Annotated in this window: 15 protein-coding genes; 9 read left to right on the top strand and 6 right to left on the bottom strand. The window is 63.8% G+C overall.

Features of this window, described 5'->3' with window-relative positions:
• Both ACERK3_04215 and ribF read right to left on the bottom strand, forming a co-directional pair.
• A complete protein-coding gene (locus ACERK3_04215; GenBank protein MFA9477494.1) occupies positions 1-1,041 on the bottom strand; it encodes a bifunctional oligoribonuclease/PAP phosphatase NrnA in 1,041 nt (346 codons plus the stop codon).
• 68 nt (positions 1,042-1,109) lie between these two features.
• Positions 1,110-2,057 (bottom strand): riboflavin biosynthesis protein RibF, encoded by a 948-nt coding sequence (gene ribF, locus ACERK3_04210; GenBank protein ID MFA9477493.1) that lies wholly within the window; start codon positions 2,055-2,057, stop codon positions 1,110-1,112.
• A gap of 171 nt (positions 2,058-2,228) precedes the next feature.
• Here ribF and ACERK3_04205 point away from each other — a divergent pair, with 171 nt between their 5' ends.
• Together ACERK3_04205 and ACERK3_04200 are read left to right on the top strand one after the other, a co-directional pair.
• Positions 2,229-3,212 carry a zinc-binding alcohol dehydrogenase family protein gene (locus ACERK3_04205; protein ID MFA9477492.1) on the top strand — a complete coding sequence of 328 codons (984 nt, stop codon included), beginning with the start codon at positions 2,229-2,231 and terminating at the stop codon, positions 3,210-3,212.
• A 126-nt stretch (positions 3,213-3,338) separates the two neighbouring features.
• Positions 3,339-4,469, top strand: a complete 1,131-nt coding sequence (locus tag ACERK3_04200) for an LptF/LptG family permease (protein MFA9477491.1) — start codon at positions 3,339-3,341, stop codon at positions 4,467-4,469.
• Between the two features lie 10 nt (positions 4,470-4,479).
• Here ACERK3_04200 and ACERK3_04195 read toward each other — a convergent pair whose 3' ends face one another.
• Complete coding sequence (locus ACERK3_04195; protein MFA9477490.1) at positions 4,480-6,573, bottom strand: BCCT family transporter; 2,094 nt, start codon at positions 6,571-6,573, stop codon at positions 4,480-4,482.
• Between the two features lie 232 nt (positions 6,574-6,805).
• Here ACERK3_04195 and ACERK3_04190 point away from each other — a divergent pair, with 232 nt between their 5' ends.
• Complete coding sequence (locus ACERK3_04190) at positions 6,806-7,447, top strand: MarC family protein (GenBank protein MFA9477489.1); 642 nt, start codon at positions 6,806-6,808, stop codon at positions 7,445-7,447.
• Here the strand turns inward: ACERK3_04190 and ACERK3_04185 are convergent.
• A complete protein-coding gene (locus ACERK3_04185) occupies positions 7,434-8,507 on the bottom strand; it encodes a class I fructose-bisphosphate aldolase (protein MFA9477488.1) in 1,074 nt (357 codons plus the stop codon). The two genes, ACERK3_04190 and ACERK3_04185, sit on opposite strands and share 14 nt — an antisense overlap.
• A gap of 105 nt (positions 8,508-8,612) precedes the next feature.
• Between ACERK3_04185 and argJ the strand changes: the two genes are divergently transcribed.
• The 3 genes from argJ (at position 8,613) to ACERK3_04170 (ending at position 10,828) form a co-directional block, all read left to right on the top strand.
• Positions 8,613-9,890 (top strand): bifunctional glutamate N-acetyltransferase/amino-acid acetyltransferase ArgJ, encoded by a 1,278-nt coding sequence (gene argJ / locus ACERK3_04180; GenBank protein MFA9477487.1) that lies wholly within the window; start codon positions 8,613-8,615, stop codon positions 9,888-9,890.
• A 149-nt stretch (positions 9,891-10,039) separates the two neighbouring features.
• The gene (locus ACERK3_04175) at positions 10,040-10,222 is read left to right on the top strand and encodes a histone H1 (protein ID MFA9477486.1); all 183 of its coding nucleotides are present in this window, start codon (positions 10,040-10,042) and stop codon (positions 10,220-10,222) included.
• A gap of 114 nt (positions 10,223-10,336) precedes the next feature.
• Entirely contained in the window at positions 10,337-10,828 is a 492-nt protein-coding gene (locus tag ACERK3_04170) for a 3-hydroxyacyl-ACP dehydratase FabZ family protein (protein MFA9477485.1), read from the top strand.
• A 207-nt stretch (positions 10,829-11,035) separates the two neighbouring features.
• Here ACERK3_04170 and ACERK3_04165 read toward each other — a convergent pair whose 3' ends face one another.
• Together ACERK3_04165 and ACERK3_04160 are read right to left on the bottom strand one after the other, a co-directional pair.
• The gene (locus ACERK3_04165) at positions 11,036-12,295 is read right to left on the bottom strand and encodes an RnfABCDGE type electron transport complex subunit D (GenBank protein ID MFA9477484.1); all 1,260 of its coding nucleotides are present in this window, start codon (positions 12,293-12,295) and stop codon (positions 11,036-11,038) included.
• Between the two features lie 124 nt (positions 12,296-12,419).
• Positions 12,420-12,632: a hypothetical protein gene (locus tag ACERK3_04160; protein MFA9477483.1), complete on the bottom strand. Its 213-nt coding sequence runs from the start codon at positions 12,630-12,632 to the stop codon at positions 12,420-12,422.
• A gap of 275 nt (positions 12,633-12,907) precedes the next feature.
• Between ACERK3_04160 and ACERK3_04155 the strand changes: the two genes are divergently transcribed.
• From ACERK3_04155 to ACERK3_04145, 3 genes are all read left to right on the top strand, one after another.
• A complete protein-coding gene (locus ACERK3_04155) occupies positions 12,908-13,714 on the top strand; it encodes a PilZ domain-containing protein (GenBank protein ID MFA9477482.1) in 807 nt (268 codons plus the stop codon).
• A 112-nt stretch (positions 13,715-13,826) separates the two neighbouring features.
• Positions 13,827-14,561 carry a (Fe-S)-binding protein gene (locus tag ACERK3_04150; GenBank protein ID MFA9477481.1) on the top strand — a complete coding sequence of 245 codons (735 nt, stop codon included), beginning with the start codon at positions 13,827-13,829 and terminating at the stop codon, positions 14,559-14,561.
• Between the two features lie 64 nt (positions 14,562-14,625).
• Positions 14,626-16,092, top strand: a complete 1,467-nt coding sequence (locus ACERK3_04145) for a LutB/LldF family L-lactate oxidation iron-sulfur protein (GenBank protein MFA9477480.1) — start codon at positions 14,626-14,628, stop codon at positions 16,090-16,092.
• Positions 16,093-16,168: the final 76 nt, after the last annotated feature.

Below are 16,168 nucleotides of genomic sequence, written 5' to 3'. Positions count from 1 at the left end.
TCAGGGTTGGTGGTTGAGCACGTCAACGAGGGCTTGCTCGACCTTTGGCACGACTTCATTTGCGGGACCGGGCACTTTCGCGCCGGCGGCGCGGGCGTGACCGCCGCCGCCGAATCGGTTGGCTAGCTCGGCGACGTTGATCGCATCCTCACCGGGCTTGGAACGAAAGCTCAATCGGGTGATCACGTCGTCTTCATTGTTGCCGCGTTTTTCCGCGACGAGCACGATTACGCGAATCGTGCCCACCTGCTGCGGCACGTCGATGAGGCGTTCGGTTTCCTCTTCCAGTGCGCCGGTTTCGAGGAAGTCATCGCTGTTGAGGGTCATGACAGCGGCCTGCCCGTTGGCGAGCAGTTTGAGGCTGTCGAGCGCGCGGGTGAGCAGCGCGAGTTTTTCCGGCCGTTCGGTCTGTTCGAGCACCTGGTAGAGCGCGGCCTGGTCGACGCCCTGCCGCAGAAGCTTCGCGGCCAGTTCATGCGTCCGCGGGCGGGTATTCGAGAAACGGAACCAGCCGGTGTCGGACGCGATGCCGACGAATAACGCTTCACTGATCGTTCGGGTGGTTTCCACGTCCCATGTGGTGGCGTCAAAGTGTTCGAGCAACTCGGCGACGATTTCGCACGCCGCGGCCGCCTTGCCGTCGATGTAGCGATGGGCGGCGGGAATATCGCCGCTGAGGTGGTGATCGAGAATGAGCGTGCGTTCGAGGTTCGGCTCGATGACCTGCTTCAACTCGCCCAGTTGTGACCACGCGCCGGTGTCGAGGATGACATACAAGCCAGCGTCAGGCAGTGACAAGCTTTCACGGTAGATCGTGGCTTGATCCGCGCCGCGCAGGCCGAGCAGGCTTACCGGCACGGGGGGAACAAAACAGGGCGTGACCGACCGGCCGAGCGAGCGGAGCGCGACGGACAACGCGATCACTGAGCCAAACGCATCACCATCAGGTTTGGCGTGGGTAATCACGACGATAGGCTCGTCGGCATTGCGGAGCAGGTCGGCAACGGCAGAGAGGTTGAGGTTGGCGGTGTAGGTGGTCATCGTCGTATGGGTGTCACTTATAGGAGACCGCGGGTTTACTCATTCGCGGCCAGGGCTGGTTTCGCCTGCTATCCGGCGCGGCGGTTATGGGCGTGGGCTTGTTGATCATATTCGTGCCAGTATCGGACGAGGGCGATGTCGCGATGGAGTTGGCGGGTGAGCATATCGAGGTTGGGGTATCGGTATTGGTCTCGTAGCCAGCGTGTGAAGCGGAGGGTGATGGTTTCGCCGTAGAGGTTGCCTGTGTAGTCGAGCAGGTGTGCTTCGACGACGCGTTGGCGTTGGCCGAAGGTTGGCTTGACGCCGACACTGAGGGCGGCGGGGTGTGTTTGAGCATCAGGCGTGACGGCGAGGCCGGCGTAGACGCCGTCGGCGGGGACAATGTGATCGCTGTAGGCGGCGGGGTCGAGGTTGGCGGTGGGCACGTTGATGGTTCGGCCCCGCTGCTCCCCGGTGGCGACGGGGCCGGTGAGTTCGAATGGCGCGCCGAGGCAGCGATGGGCGTCGAGCACACGGCCGCGGCCAACGAGCCAACGGACCAGCGAGCTGCTGACGATGGCGCTGCGCCAGTCGCCGAGCGTGACCTCAACGCTGGGAACGACGTGGGTTTCGTAGCCATGCTGCTTGCCGAGTTCGCGAAGCATGTTCAAATCGCCGACGCGGGCCTTGCCGAAGCGGAAGTCGGGGCCTTCGACGATGGCGATCGGTGCATAATCGTCGACCAGCTTGCCGATGAACTGCTGTGGCGACTGGCCGAGCATTGCAGACGTGGGTTCGAGCACGACGACGCGGTCGGCGCCGGCGGCACGAAGGCGGTCGACCTTTTCATGCACGCTGGTGAGACGTGGCGGCTCGGTGCCGGGGCGCAACGTGCGGGCCGGGTGCGGGTCGAACGTCAGGGCGACGACCTCGGCGGCGTGTGGCGCGGCGAGCTGGCGCGCATGGGCAAGGATGGCCTGGTGCCCGCGGTGCACGCCGTCGAAGTTGCCAATGCTGAGGATGGTTTGTCTGCTCATGGCCGAGCGTGCAGGATAGCGTCATGGTCGGCAGCGGACCAGAGGCGGGCGGGGCAAGTGTTGGCCAGGTAGCGATAACGGCGCGAGTTTTGTGGGTGGATGCGGACTTGACGCGCTCCGCTGGCGCTTCACGGCTAACGTATGATGATGATCCAGGGAAGGAGCAATGCGATGAAGGCGATGGTTGTGCCGGAGCTTGGCGAGCCGGAAGTGATGCAGATGCGGGACTGGCCCACCCCTGAGCCGGGCGAGCATGATCTTCTGGTGGAAGTACACGCGACATCGGTGAATCCGAAAGACTGTCACATGCGTCGGCACGGATTGGGTAAGCGACTGACGCTGCCGTTCGTGCTGGGGTATGACGTCAGCGGCGTCGTGAAGGCGGTGGGGCCGAAGGTGGAGCAGTTTCGCGTGGGGGATGAGGTGTATGCTTCGCCGTCGCTGGTTCGGCCGGGGGCGAATGCCGAACTGGTGCTGGTTGACGAGCGGACGGCGGCGCTGAAGCCGACGAATTTGGATCATGTACACGCGGCGGCAATGCCGCTGGTAACCATTACGGCGTGGGAGTCGCTGCACCATCGGGCCCACCTGCACAGCGGCGAGACCGTGCTGATTCATGCCGGGGCAGGCGGCGTGGGGCATATCGCAATTCAACTGGCGAAGCTGCACGAATGCCAGGTGATCACCACCGCAAGCCGTGACGAGTCAATCGAGCAGTGCACGCAACTCGGTGCGGATGCGGTGATCAACTACGCAAACGAAAATGTGGTCGACCGTGTCACCGAACTGACAGGCGGGCGGGGCTGCCCCGTCGTGCTCGATGCGGTGGGCGGTGAGGTGTTCAACGAGTCGATGCGCTGCCTCGCGCCGCACGGCCGACTGGTGACGCTGCTGCCGCCGCCCGCCGACGCGCCGATCCACAAGCTGTTCAGCCGAGGGGCGACACTGGCGTTGGAGTTCATGAGCGCCGCTACACTGCACAAGACCCGACTCAGCGCCCAGGGCGAGGTGCTGCGCACCGTGACGGAACTGGTGGAAGCCGAGCGATTGAAAGTGCACGTCAGCCATGTGTTTCCGCTGGAGGCGTTGGCCGAGGCGCATCGGCAGCAGGAAACACGCCATACCGTGGGCAAGATTGCGGTGACGGTAAAGTGATATGGTGCGGGACGGCAAAGGTGCAACAAGCCCCCGGCGGCTGAGCGGCGCGTGCGCGAAGCGGAGCACGGGGGGCTATAGTATGGGGCTCTGGGGGCCTCCCTTTACCGGGTTTGTTGAACCGATATGAAGACGCTAGACCGTTACATCCTCCGCGAGTTCTTCGTTAACTTCGTCGTGCTGCTGCTGGTGTTGATGACGCTATTTGTCGTGATCGACATGATCGTGGGGTTGGAGGATTTCGTTCAGGCGGGCGAGGCGCACGCGGAGCAGTACGGCGGACAAGTGCTGGCAACGCTGGTGGTAATGATCGACTACTACGCGCCGGTTCTGGTGATGGTGTATGTGTTCCTTTCCGGTTTGATCGTCGTGGGTGCGATGGGCTTCACGATCGCCACGTTTCAACGAACACGGGAGATGACGGCGATGGTGGCCGGCGGGATCAGCCTCTACCGGGTGTCCGCGCCGATTCTGCTTGCCGGCATGGCGCTCAACGCGTTGAGTTTGCCGATTCAGGAGTTCGTGATTCCGGGCATGGCGTCGAAGCTGGTGCGCAGCAAATCGCAGTTGAAGCATGAACTGGTGGACACGTTCCCCATTCGCTTCGCACGCGACGACGCGGGTCGGCTGTTCACGGCCGCGGACTTTGACGCATCAGAGCAGCGGCTGTCGAACCTGACGGTGATCGAGCGGAATGAAGCGGGTCTGGCCCAACGGCGGATCACCACCGAGGCAGCTTACTGGGACCAGGAGCACGAGCACTGGCGGCTGGTGCCGGCGGGCATGGCGGTTTCGCCACATTTCGGCGCGCCCGGCGAGGGCGATGCATTCGACGGTGCCCCCGAGTCGGTCCCTTACCTGGCGACTGAGTTGTCGCCGACAGTGCTGATGGCGCGACGGGCAACGTCATACCCGCAGCTGCTCTCGCTGGTCGAGTTGCAGCAGATGCAGGCCAACCCCGCGGTCGAGCCGCATCAAAGGGCACACATCGCGCGGATCGTCTGGGGCCGGTTCAGCCTGCTCGTGGTCAACGTGCTGGTGCTGGTAATGGGGCTGGCGATCTTCCTTCGGCTTGGCCATGTGAACATGGTCAACCAGGCGGTCATCGCAGCGGGCATCTGCCTCGGCGCCTGGGGCACGGGCCTGCTGCTGATCCAAGCCGGCGGCGGAGCGCTGAACCCCGTCGCCAGCGCGTGGCTGCCGGTGGTCCTGTTCCTGCCGTTGACGGCAGGCTTGCTGCAATTCGTTCGAACCTAGGCAGCGTGGCCTACCAGCCCATCCACTTGCTGTATTCATTGAGGAAGTCGCGGATGATGATCTCGCGCGACCATTCGCTCATCGGCCGATTCGCCCCCATCCCGCCGCGCAGCACCACCTCACCGCGCACGATCGGCTTGCCCGTGCCGTCGCTCAGTTCCGGGAACGTGAGCACCCGCCGACGATACGCCCGGCAGCGGATCGCGTAGAAGAACTCTTCATCGCCATCCCGCAACACGCGCAGCGCAACGTGATAGGGCAGGCGGTCGATTTCGATCTGCCTGCCGTGCTGCTGCAACTCGTTGCGCAACGTCTTGAACGCCGGCAAGACCGTCTTCTCGACGAACTCGGCCATGCGTTGCTGCGCCTGCTGCACCTCGGGTGTGAGCGTCGCGGTCGCCTCAGCTTTGGGGCCCAGCATGCGCTGCAGGAAAGGCCGCCAGTCGTCGGGCACGCTTTCCGCCGCGGCCTCGCCTTCGGCTTCGAGGTCGCTGGTGTCGACGACAATCGGGTCCAGCCGCTGCGCTTCCAGCGTGGTGCGCGGACTGGCAGTGAACGTAGCGCCGACCAACGAGGCCTTGCGTTCGGCGCGCAGGCCTTTCACAAGCGACCAGCAGATCAGCAGCATGATCAACGTGAACGGGATGGCCGTGGCGATCGCGCCGGTCTGCAACGCGATCAGCCCGCCAGTCAGCAGCAATACCGCCGCCACCGCGCCTTCCGTCACCGCCCAGAAGATACGGCCCGCCATCGGCGGATTGGGATTCCCGTCCGTCGCAAGAATGTCGACCACCAGCGACGCCGAGTCGGATGACGTGACGAAATACGTGGCGATCACGATCATCGCGACGATCGCCGTGACCGTGTCCCACGGCAGGTTACCCAGCAGCGCGAACAGCGCCAGTTCCGGCCCTTCGCCGGAAGCCGTGATGATGCCCGCGCCGTCGGGCTGGGTCATTTCCATGTAGATCGCCGAGCCGCCGAAGACCACCAGCCAGATGAACGTAAGGATGGTGGGCACGAGCAGCACGCCGGTGATGAACTGACGGATCGTTCGCCCGCGCGAAATGCGCGCGATGAACATGCCCACGAAAGGGGCCCATGAAATCCACCACGCCCAGTAGAACATCGTCCACCACTGGCCCCATGTGGGCTCATCTTCCTGTCCCGGCATGATGCTCAGGACCGCCTCTGTACGAAACGTCAGCGTTGCGAGACTGGATACGTAATGCCCGATGCTTTGAATGAGCATGCTCAACAGGAAGATGGTCGGCCCGGCGATCAGGACGAACAGCAGAAGCAGCAGTCCCAGCACCAAGTTCGCTTCGCTCAGTCGGCGGATGCCCACTTTCAAGCCCGACACGACGGAAATGGTCGCGATAGCCGTGATGATCGCGATCAGCACCACCTGTAGGCCCGGCGTATTCTCCGCCACACCGAGATAGGCCAGCCCGCCACCGATCTGTTGCACGCCCAGGCCCAGCGACGTCGCGACGCCGAAGATCGTGCCGAAGATCGCCAGAATCTCCACCGCGTAGCCGATGGGACCGTGAATGTGCTTGCCCAGTAACGGGTAAAGCGTCGAGCGGATGGTCAATGGCAGGCCGTGGCGGAAGGCAAAGTAGCTCAGCGCCAGCCCCACGACGATGTAGATCGCCCACGCGTGCAGGCCCCAGTGGAAAAACGTCAGCGTCATCGCGTGCCGCGCGGCGGTTTCCGACTCGCCCTCCATCCCGCCTGGCGGCGCGGTGAAGTGCGCAATCGGCTCTGCCACGCTCCAAAACAGCAGCCCGATGCCCATGCCCGCGCTGAACAACATTGCAAACCAAGTGAGGTTCGTGAACTCCGGTTCATCATCGTCCCGGCCGAGTTTGATGCGACCAAACGGACTGACCCACAGATAAAGCACGAACAACAGAAAGAAGCCCACTGACACGATGTACAACCAACCAAGCCAGTCGGTGATCGCATGGCGCACTTGCCACCAGTCGTTCTCTGTCCAGTTGCCGCCGAACAGCGCCCCCAGCACGACAAACAGCAGGACCAGCCCCCCCGAAACCAGCGTCACCGTCGGATTGAAATGCTTCAAGTGCCTGGCCAACATGAATCTTCACTCCCGTTTCAAGCTTCGGGTGAACGAGCGGAATGGGCTTATGAAATGGCACGCCAACGTCGACGCCCCGTTGTCACACGCACCGAGCCTAGGCGAATCCCCTACCACTATGCAACCTTTTCCCACCTTGTTCCCCCTCCGCGACCTGCAGATGGGCCATGCGAATCCACGGGTTATCCCCGCCGCTGTCCATGGCCCGACCAATCGGTAGAATGTCCGGCTCATGCGACTGCTCCTCTACATGCTCGTCATCATCAACCCGTTCGCGCAGGTGCTCTATCTCTCCGACCTGATGCACCGGCTGAGCTTTCGCGAGTTCGCCCGCGTGCATTTTCAGGCCAGCCTGCTTTCGCTCGGTGTGTTCACCATCTTCGTCCTGCTGGGCGACATCGTTCTCACCGACGTGTTTCAGGTTCGCCTCGCTGCGCTGCAGATCTTCGGCGGCCTCATCATCCTATTCATCGCCTACCGCTACGTGACGCTCGGCTCAGGCAGCAACCTGCTTTTCAAAGGTGACATCCGCCACTTCGCGCCACGCATCTCGCTGCCTTACATGGTCGGGCCGGGCACGATCTGGGCCGCCATCCTCCTCGGCCGGGAGATGAACGACGGGCTCGCCCTGCTTGGCATCACGGGCATTCTCGTGATCAATATGGCCTTCGTCATCGGCGTGCAGGCGCTCACCGACCGCCTCGCCACGCAGAAGGAAACCATCCTCGGCCAGTACTTTGCCATCCTCATGCGCACCAACGCCCTGTTCATCGGCGCCATCGGCGTCGAGATGATCGTCGGCGGCCTCCAGACCGCCTTCAGCGATGTTGACGTCATGCCCATCCCCGACGAAGCCAACGTCACGTCACCGTAATGTGCTCATCCAGGTAAACGTCCTGTATCAGGTTCAGCAGTTTCACGCCCTCCGCCATCGGCCGCTGAAACGCCTTCCGTCCGGAAATCAGCCCCATTCCACCGGCCCGCTTGTTGATCACCGCTGTCCGCGCCGCCTCCGCGAAATCATCCTCACCCGATGCGCCGCCGGAGTTAATCAGCGGCACGCGCCCCATGTACCCGTTCGCCACCTGGTATCGGCAAAGCTCGATCGGATGATCGCCCGGCGTGAGTTGCTCGTACACCTCCGGCCGAGTCTTGCCGAACTTCAAATCGCGAAAGCCGCCGTTCGTCTCAGGCAGCTTCTGCTTCACGATGTCAGCCTCGATCGTCGCTCCCAAATGGTTCGCCTGCCCCGTCAGGTCGGCCGCGAGGTGATAGTCCGTTCCATCATGCTTGAACGCGCTGTTGCGCAGATAGCACCACAGGATCGTCACCATGCCCAGTTCGTGGGCCCGGGCAAAGACACGCGAGGTTTCCTGAATCTGCCGATCGCTTTGTTCGCTGCCGAAGTAGACCGTCGTGCCCACAGCCACGGCCCCCATGTCGAACGCCTGATCCACCTGGCCGAACATGAACTGGTCGTGACGGTTCGGGTAGGTCAGTAATTCGTTGTGGCTGAGCTTAACGATGAACGGAATCTTGTGGGCATACCGCCGACTCACCGATCCGAGCACGCCGAGCGTGGACGCCACCGCGTTGCATCCCCCTTCAATCGCGAGTTTGACGATGTTTTCCGGATCGAAGTACGCCGGGCTTGGCGCGAAGCTCGCCCCGGCGGTGTGCTCGATGCCCTGGTCCACCGGCAGGATCGAAACGTAGCCCGTGCCCGCCAGTCGGCCGGTGTTGAGCAACTGCTGAAAATGCCGCAACACATTCGGCGAACGGTCGCTGCCCGCCAGGATGCGATCGACAAAATCCGGGCCCGGCAGGTGCAACTGGTCACGCGAAAAGCCGCGCGGCTGGTAGCTCAGCAAGCCCTCCGCCTCGTCGCCTAGCAGTTCCGCGATCCGGTCCGTATCAACAGTCAGGCTGGCCATGGCAATTGCTCCGTTCCCGCGTTGGTCACGCGCTATGTTGCCGCGATCAATTCATGCTAGGCGCGCTCTACCGCGAAGCGTCCGTTTCGTTTACAACTTGCACCCATGGCCAAGCTCAAAGCAAGCAAACGCAGCATCACCGACCCGGTCGGCTTCTACGCCGCAGGCGCGACCTGTGGCATCAAGGCGTCCGGCCTGCCGGACCTGGCGCTCATCGTCGCCGACCGCCCTTGCGCCGCCGCCGGCGTCTTCACGCGTAGCCGAACCATCGGCGCACCGCTCGTCGTCTCCAAACGCCACCTTCGCGCCGGCCAGGCGCAGGCCGTCGTCGTCAACTCCGGCAACGCCAACGCCTCCACCGGCAAGGCCGGCGAACGTGACGCCAAAGCGATGTGCAAGCACGTCGCCGACGAACTGGCCCACAACATGCTCACCACCATGCGCGACGTCTCGCTCAAGCCCAGCGACGTGCTCGTCGCCTCGACCGGCATCATCGGCCACCCCCTGCCGATGGACCGCATCGGCAGGGGCATTGCATCACTGGTCACCCGCCTCGGCCGTAACGAGCAGGCCGACGCCGACGCCGCCCGCGCCATCATGACCACCGACCTTGCTCCCAAGGCCGCCCACGCCCGCCTCACGCTCGCCGGCAAAACCGTCCGTCTGGCGGGCATCGCCAAGGGCTCGGGCATGATCGCGCCGAACATGGGCACGATGCTCGCCTTCATTACGACGGATGCCGACATCGCCCCCGCCGCGCTCCAGCAAGCCCTCACCGGCGCTGCGGACGCGAGTTTCAACCGCATCAGCGTCGACCAGCACACCAGCCCCAGCGACATGGCGCTCGTGCTCGCCAGCGGCGCCGCGGGCCACGATCGCATCAGCCGGACGACAGGCGACGACTACCGCGCCTTTGCCGACACGCTGACCGAGCTATGCCGCAACCTCGCCTACCAGATCGTGCAGGACGGCGAAGGCGCGACCCGGGTCTTCCGCGTCAACATCACCCACGCCCGAAACGAGCGGGAAGCCGACCGGGTCGCCAAGGCGATCGTCGACTCGCCGCTGGTCAAGTGTGCCGTGCACGGCGGCGACCCCAACTGGGGGCGCATCGTCACCGCCGCCGGCTATAGCGGCGTGGCGCTACAGCCGGCAAAGATGTCTCTGCTGATCGGCGACCCCGATGACAAGAGCATCTGCGTTTACCGGGCAGGCACGCCTACCTCTTTAAATGGCAATGAGATGCGTCGCCTCGGTGCGCTGATGCGCCGTCGCGAGGTCGTGTTCAACCTGGCCCTGGGCCGGGGTGAAGCGAGCGTCCAATGGCTCGGCTGCGACCTTTCCCGGCAGTACGTCACCATCAACGCGGACTACACCACCTGACTCGGCCGCGACACGCAAACGCAGTGCCCGCTTATGACCTGTTGCCGACCGGCATCGGCCCCGGTAGGCTATGGCGGGCTTATTGAAGCCGACGGCGATGGACCGTCGCCCACGCTTGGGCCTTGTAGCCTGCTTACATGGAGACTGGAATGCTTGAAACCTACGAACAGCTTCGGAACCTCATCGACTCGCTGGAAGACGACGTGCGCAAAGCCGCCGGTGGCAACAAGGCCGCAGGCACGCGCGTGCGAAAGCAACTCCAGGAAGTCAAAAACGTCTCGCAGAACCTGCGCGTCAAAGTGCTCGAACATCGCGACGACGCCCCCCAGTAAGCTGATTCCGACAAATAGAACCTCGGCCGCGACCTCCCCGTCGTGCCGCTTCTCAATGCGCCCGGCATCGACCGGCCGCCGAACCAACCGCCCACACTGGAATGCAGTAAACCCATGGCCCCCACACTGCTTTTTGACATCTCACACGTCGACATGGACAAGACACGGTTCGATGCCAAGCACATCGAAAGCGTCAACCCCCATCGCGGCGCCATGCGTCTGCTCGATGGCATCATCTGGCAATCCGAAGACTACAAGCACACCGTCGCCTACAAAGACGTTCGCGACGACGAATTCTGGGTGCCCGGCCACATCCCCGGAAGCCCCGTCTTCCCCGGCGTGCTCATGATCGAGACCGCCGCCCAACTGGCCAGTTTCGTCTGCCTGATCCGCCTGCCCGACGAAGCGTTCATGGGCTTCGCCGGCGTCGACAAGGTCAAGTTCCGCGGACAGGTCGTCCCCGGCGACCGCCTCGTCCTGCTCTGTGAGGAAACCGAGTTCCGCCGACGTCGTTGCGTCTGCAACACACAGGGGTTCGTCAACGGCAACCTCGTCTTCGAGGCCGTCATCACCGGCATGCCCATGGAAGTCAAAGCCAGCGTCTGACCGACGACGGCCACCCGTCACTCGCACAAGACACGCGACGAAAACAAACCTTCCGACCAGTCCACCCGCCTCATACGGATACGCTTGCTCCTCGCACTTCGCTCCGGCTTCGAAGCCCACGGCGTCACGCCGTGGGCTTCCTCCCATGCTCGGAGATTCGTCGCAATCCGCTTCATCCCAGAGGCTCGAACGATTCCGCCGACGCCATCAGCGAATCGCATCCAGCGGCCGCGCCAAAATGCCCGCCACCGCCAACCCCAGGTACGCCGCCCAGGGCTCCGCCACCCACCACAACGCCGCCACACCGCCCGCCCCCACCAGCAGCCCATACACCAAGCGCCCGCGTGTGCCCATCGGCATCCCCATCGGTGCCAGCACCGACACGCACCACACCAGCGACGTGCCCAGCAACGCGTACGTCACCCACATCGCCCCCGCCGTCGGCCCACTGTCCAGCAACACCGCCCCCACCAACTGCCAGCCATCCGCTGTCGCCACCGGCATCGCCAGCAATGCCACCGCCGCGCCGCCCCACGCCGACACCAGCATCATCCCGCTCGATTGCCGACGGTACACCAGATACAGCGACACCAGGAGCAGCAGCCCCACCCCCGTCGCTCCGACACCGCCCGGCACCGCCCCCAGTAGCACGTCCTCCAGCGGCGGCAATCTGGCTTCGCCAAGCATCTCCTGAAGCTCATCGATCTCCAGCAGCCAGGCGCGTTGCTCCTGCGCCACCTGCCGTTCCAGCCACGGCCGTGCCACCGCGTCGGCCTCATTCGATTCCCACCGAAACCACGACAACGGCCCGACCCGCGGCTCGCCCACGTCACGCACGTCACCCACCAGCGTATCGCTCGGCCGTAGCACCGCCTCCACCGGCTCCGTCACCCGCGCCACCCGCTCACGACTGAACCACGGCCCCGCATCATCTGAATCCGCCGCCTCCACGAAATCGACAGGCACTTCCGCAGGCAACGTCGTCGTCACCCCCACGTCGCGCAGCCGATCCAACACCAGATCTTCCGACCACGATGCATGCCCCGCCAGCCACGCCGACAGCATCACAACCCCCAGCACCGCCACCGGATGCAGCCGTAACTCGTGCGACCGCCCCACCCACGCCGACACCAGTCCCACCACCGCGCCCGCGACCGCCGGCCACCACACCGCCGACATTACCGGCAACGCCAGCCCTCCCAGCATCCCCAGCAGCAACACATGCCCACGCGACTCCAACGGCGGCCCCAGCCCCACCGCCTGACGCGCCACGCTTCCCAGCACATGCGCCAACAACGCCACCACCGCCGCCACAGCGACGTTGATCACAGCCCAGTAACCAAAAAACAGCCCGCCCCAGGCCAACAGCAACACCGCCACCAGCAGCCACTGGCGATCAATCCGCCGGCGATCATGCACCGGCTCCACCCAAGGCGGCGGCGTCGACCTGGTTCGCGGAATATTCACAATGACAAGATGCTACAAGATTTCCCAAGCAAGCCCACTGCTACGCCCGGCGGATTGACAAGGTAGCCTTATCAAATCCGCGCTATATTCCGCATAACCCACACCACCGGAAGCGTTTCACCTCTCACGCGGCCCGGACCGCACCCATCGGGCGCGCCCGGCCCACCGTCCGCTCCAGCCCCGGCCGGGCGATCGCACGGCCGGGCAGCAGACGTGTCAAACGACGCTTCAATCGGCCCGGCGGCCGCATCACGAACAGTGCCCGCGCCACCAGGCACAATCCGCCGACATAACAGATCAACACGTAGATCCCAATCGCGTAAAAGAGCCAGTGCATGACGTGCGCCTCCAGCTACATGACCTCTCATCCAACCCAACCACGTTCAGTCCCGCAGCCCACGGCGGGGCACTCCCGCCTCCCCCCGAAAAATAACCAGCCGACCCCACTGCATAAGAAATAGATCGTCCGCCCAGGCGGAACCGCGCCACTTTTCAACCGCATCCCGGCCGAACGTCAATCAACCCGCGCCCACACATGACCGATGTTAGATCGTGGCCGGTTCGTTTCATGCCCGACGCGCCAGCCGACCAGTTAAAGAGGACCGATAAGCCGTGCCCGCACTGCAAGAAGACACCACCGCCGCACTGTCGACCATCTGGCGACAGATCATCAACGACGTCGCCGACCGCAACGCCGGCGTCGAGTTGATGCCTTGGCACGTCGCCGAGGGCGAAGGCACGGACGGCGACCAACGCTTCCGCGTTCGCCTGTTGGCGGCCGAGTCCGATGGTCGCCTCGTCGTTCAACAGCCAGCCAATCGCGAGCAGCGGCGATGGCTTGAGTTAGGCGCGTGGATCGGCGTGCTGCTGGTATTCAACAACCAGCGTTGGCTCGGCCGATGCCGGGTCATCGAAACCGCAGACCGGTTCTCGCTCAACGCCACCACCCACGTCGCTGCCATCAAGCTCGACGCCGCCAGCGAAGTGCGCTCCAGTCAGCGCCGCAGCGCCTTTCGCGCAAACACAGCCGCCATCGACTTGTCGCCCGCCCGACTCGCCTCGATCGCCAAGCACCCCCCCGGCCAACCCCCCGCCCACGTGCCCCCGCCAGTCGAAGCGCAACTGCTGAACATCAGCATCAGCGGCCTCGGCCTCGCCGTCGACCCGACCGGCCAGCACGTTCAGCAGCTACTTCAAAGCCGCCGATACCAATGCCAGTTCACGCTGCCCGGCTTCGACGACGCCATCACCGTCATCGTCCGCCTGATCCACGCCCGGCCACAGCAGAACCGCACGGTCTACCTCGGCCTGCAATTCGAGTTCAACGACCCCGGCCAACAGCGCCAGTTCGAAGACCGCCTCGCGCGCTTCACCTCTCACCTCGAACGCGAAACGCTCCGAAAACGACGCGGCAGTTAGTTTCCCGTTGCGAGTTTCAGGCTTCAAGTTTGCACTCGGCGATCACTGCCCGTTCCCCCAAGGCGGAAACGCGAACCCGGAACGCCCAACTGATTTTTCGTACACTGCCCCCATGAAGGTCGCCCTGTTCATCACCTGTCTCACGGACACGTTCTACCCCCGCACCGGCATCGCCGTGGTCAAGGTGCTCGAGAAGCTCGGCTGCGAGGTCGCCTTCCCCGAAGCACAGACCTGCTGCGGACAGCCCATGTGGAACAACGGCCACCACCACGAAGCTCGCGAGCTTGCCAAACGCATGGCCGAGGTCTTCGAGCCCTACGACCACGTCGTCACGCCCTCCGGCTCCTGCGCCGCCATGATCCGCGACTACTACGGCGAAATGTTCGAAGACGAACCGGCCTGGCGAAAACGCGCCACCGCGCTGTCAGACAAGACCTTCGAGTTCGTCGAGTTCCTCGTCAACGTCCTCGATGTCGACCTCCGCAAGCACGGCGTCAAGTGGGACGGCCAGGCCACCTACCACTACTCCTGCCACCTGCGCGGCATCGGCATCACCGACGAAGCCGTCCGCGTCATGAAGCAGATTGAAGGCCTCGAATACAAGCCCCTGGAGAAAGCCGAGCAGTGCTGCGGCTTCGGCGGCACGTTCGCGATGAAATACCCCCAGATCTCCGGCACGATGGTTCGTGACAAGGTCAGTTGCATCAAGGCGACCCAGGCCCCCACCGTCATCAGCAACGACGCCGGCTGTACCATGAACATCTCCGGCTCGTGCCGACGCGAAAAGGTCGACGTCAACTTCAAATCACTCGCCGAGATCATCGCGGAGGGAATGGGATTGATGTGAATGTTTGTTAAGTGTTTGGCTGCCATTCACCACCCGAACCGCAAACCCAGGCGCCAGTATCGTCATGAGTGACACCTTATTCCCCAAACTGCCGTACAAGCTCAAGCAGCGTGCTGATGAAGCCACGGTGAATATCCAGCTTCAGCAGTTCGTCAATCATGCGACGTACTCGAAAGACGTGGCGCGCAAGCAGGCCATGGGCGGCGCGTTCGGCGAAAACACCGACGCGGTACGCGATCTCGCCGGCCAGATCAAACAGCACACGCTCGACCATCTCGACCACTATCTCGAACAGTTCATCGACAACGCCACCGCCACCGGCGTGCAGGTGCACTTCGCCCGCGACGGCGAGCAGGCGAACCAGATCGCGGTCGCCATCGCCGAGGCCAACAAGTGTCGGCTGTGCGTCAAGAGCAAGTCGATGGTCACCGAAGAAACCCACCTGCTGCCCGCCCTGGAAGCCGTAGGCTGCGAGACAGTGGAAACCGACCTGGGTGAATTCATCCTGCAACTGGACAACGACGCGCCGTCGCACATCGTCACGCCCATGATCCATAAAGACCGCACTGCCGTGGCCCGCGCGTTCCAGCGCGAGCTCGGTGCGGAATACACCGAAGACGCCGAGGCGCTGGCGCAGATCGCCCGCAAGCATCTGCGCGAGAAGTACCGCAAAGCCGACCTGGGCATCTCCGGCGGCAATTTCCTCGTCGCCGAGACCGGCTCGGTCGTGCTGTGCACCAACGAAGGCAACGGCCGATTCTGCACCACCGCGCCGCGCATTCACGTCGCCTTTGTCGGCATCGAAAAGCTTGTCCCACGACTCGAACATCTCGGCGTCATGCTCAAAGTGCTCGCCCGCTCCAGCACCGGCCAGCCATTGACCTGCTACACCCACACCATCACCGGCCCGAAACGCGAGCACGAACACGACGGCCCGGAAGAGGTCCATGTCGTCCTCGTCGACAACGGCCGAACCGACGTGCTCCACGAAGACACGCGCGAAATGCTCCGCTGCATCCGATGCGGCGCCTGCCTCAATTCCTGCCCCGTCTACCGCAAGATCGGCGGCCACAGCTACGGCGCGGTCTACTCCGGCCCCATCGGCGCGATCCTCACCCCGATGCTCAAAGGCCTGGAAAACTACACCGACCTGCCCCACGCCAGCTCGCTTTGCGGTGCCTGTTACGAAGCATGCCCGGTGAAGATCAACATCCCCAAGTATCTCATCCAGCTCCGCCGCGACATGGTGCAGAACCATCTCAGCGGCACCGGCGACCGCGTGACCATGCGACTCTGGGGCGAAAGCCTCCAGCACGAATGGAGCTACCGCATCGGCGGCTGGATGCAGAAAACCTTCGCCCGCATGCAGGCGAAGTTCGGCGGCACACTCGAAACAGACGACCCCTACGCCAGCCGCGGCTGGCTGACATGGGCGCCCGGCCCCGTCAAAGGCTGGACCCAGGAACGCGACATGCCCACACCCACCGCCAAAAGCTTCCGGCATTGGTGGCGGAAGGAGCACGGCCGATAGGAATCGCTGATTGCTGATTTGTGATCGCTGATTGAAAAGAAATCCAAGCCGAGGGCTGAGGACATCGCGACGAAGC

This window comes from Phycisphaerales bacterium AB-hyl4, assembly GCA_041821185.1.
GTDB classification, from domain to species: Bacteria; Planctomycetota; Phycisphaerae; order Phycisphaerales; family Phycisphaeraceae; genus Natronomicrosphaera; species Natronomicrosphaera hydrolytica.
This window is presented reverse-complemented; position numbering and strand designations above follow the sequence as displayed.

What these genes read in the sequence shown, in the direction of transcription:
- ACERK3_04215 (MFA9477494.1), bottom strand. Translation starts at nt 1,041, where the DNA reads ATGACCACCTACACCGCCAACCTCAACCTCTCTGCCGTTGCCGACCTG.
- ribF (MFA9477493.1), bottom strand. Translation starts at nt 2,057, where the DNA reads ATGAGCAGACAAACCATCCTCAGCATTGGCAACTTCGACGGCGTGCAC.
- ACERK3_04205 (MFA9477492.1), top strand. Translation starts at nt 2,229, where the DNA reads ATGAAGGCGATGGTTGTGCCGGAGCTTGGCGAGCCGGAAGTGATGCAG.
- ACERK3_04200 (MFA9477491.1), top strand. Translation starts at nt 3,339, where the DNA reads ATGAAGACGCTAGACCGTTACATCCTCCGCGAGTTCTTCGTTAACTTC.
- ACERK3_04195 (MFA9477490.1), bottom strand. Translation starts at nt 6,573, where the DNA reads ATGTTGGCCAGGCACTTGAAGCATTTCAATCCGACGGTGACGCTGGTT.
- ACERK3_04190 (MFA9477489.1), top strand. Translation starts at nt 6,806, where the DNA reads ATGCGACTGCTCCTCTACATGCTCGTCATCATCAACCCGTTCGCGCAG.
- ACERK3_04185 (MFA9477488.1), bottom strand. Translation starts at nt 8,507, where the DNA reads ATGGCCAGCCTGACTGTTGATACGGACCGGATCGCGGAACTGCTAGGC.
- argJ (MFA9477487.1), top strand. Translation starts at nt 8,613, where the DNA reads ATGGCCAAGCTCAAAGCAAGCAAACGCAGCATCACCGACCCGGTCGGC.
- ACERK3_04175 (MFA9477486.1), top strand. Translation starts at nt 10,040, where the DNA reads ATGCTTGAAACCTACGAACAGCTTCGGAACCTCATCGACTCGCTGGAA.
- ACERK3_04170 (MFA9477485.1), top strand. Translation starts at nt 10,337, where the DNA reads ATGGCCCCCACACTGCTTTTTGACATCTCACACGTCGACATGGACAAG.
- ACERK3_04160 (MFA9477483.1), bottom strand. Translation starts at nt 12,632, where the DNA reads ATGCACTGGCTCTTTTACGCGATTGGGATCTACGTGTTGATCTGTTAT.
- ACERK3_04150 (MFA9477481.1), top strand. Translation starts at nt 13,827, where the DNA reads ATGAAGGTCGCCCTGTTCATCACCTGTCTCACGGACACGTTCTACCCC.
- ACERK3_04145 (MFA9477480.1), top strand. Translation starts at nt 14,626, where the DNA reads ATGAGTGACACCTTATTCCCCAAACTGCCGTACAAGCTCAAGCAGCGT.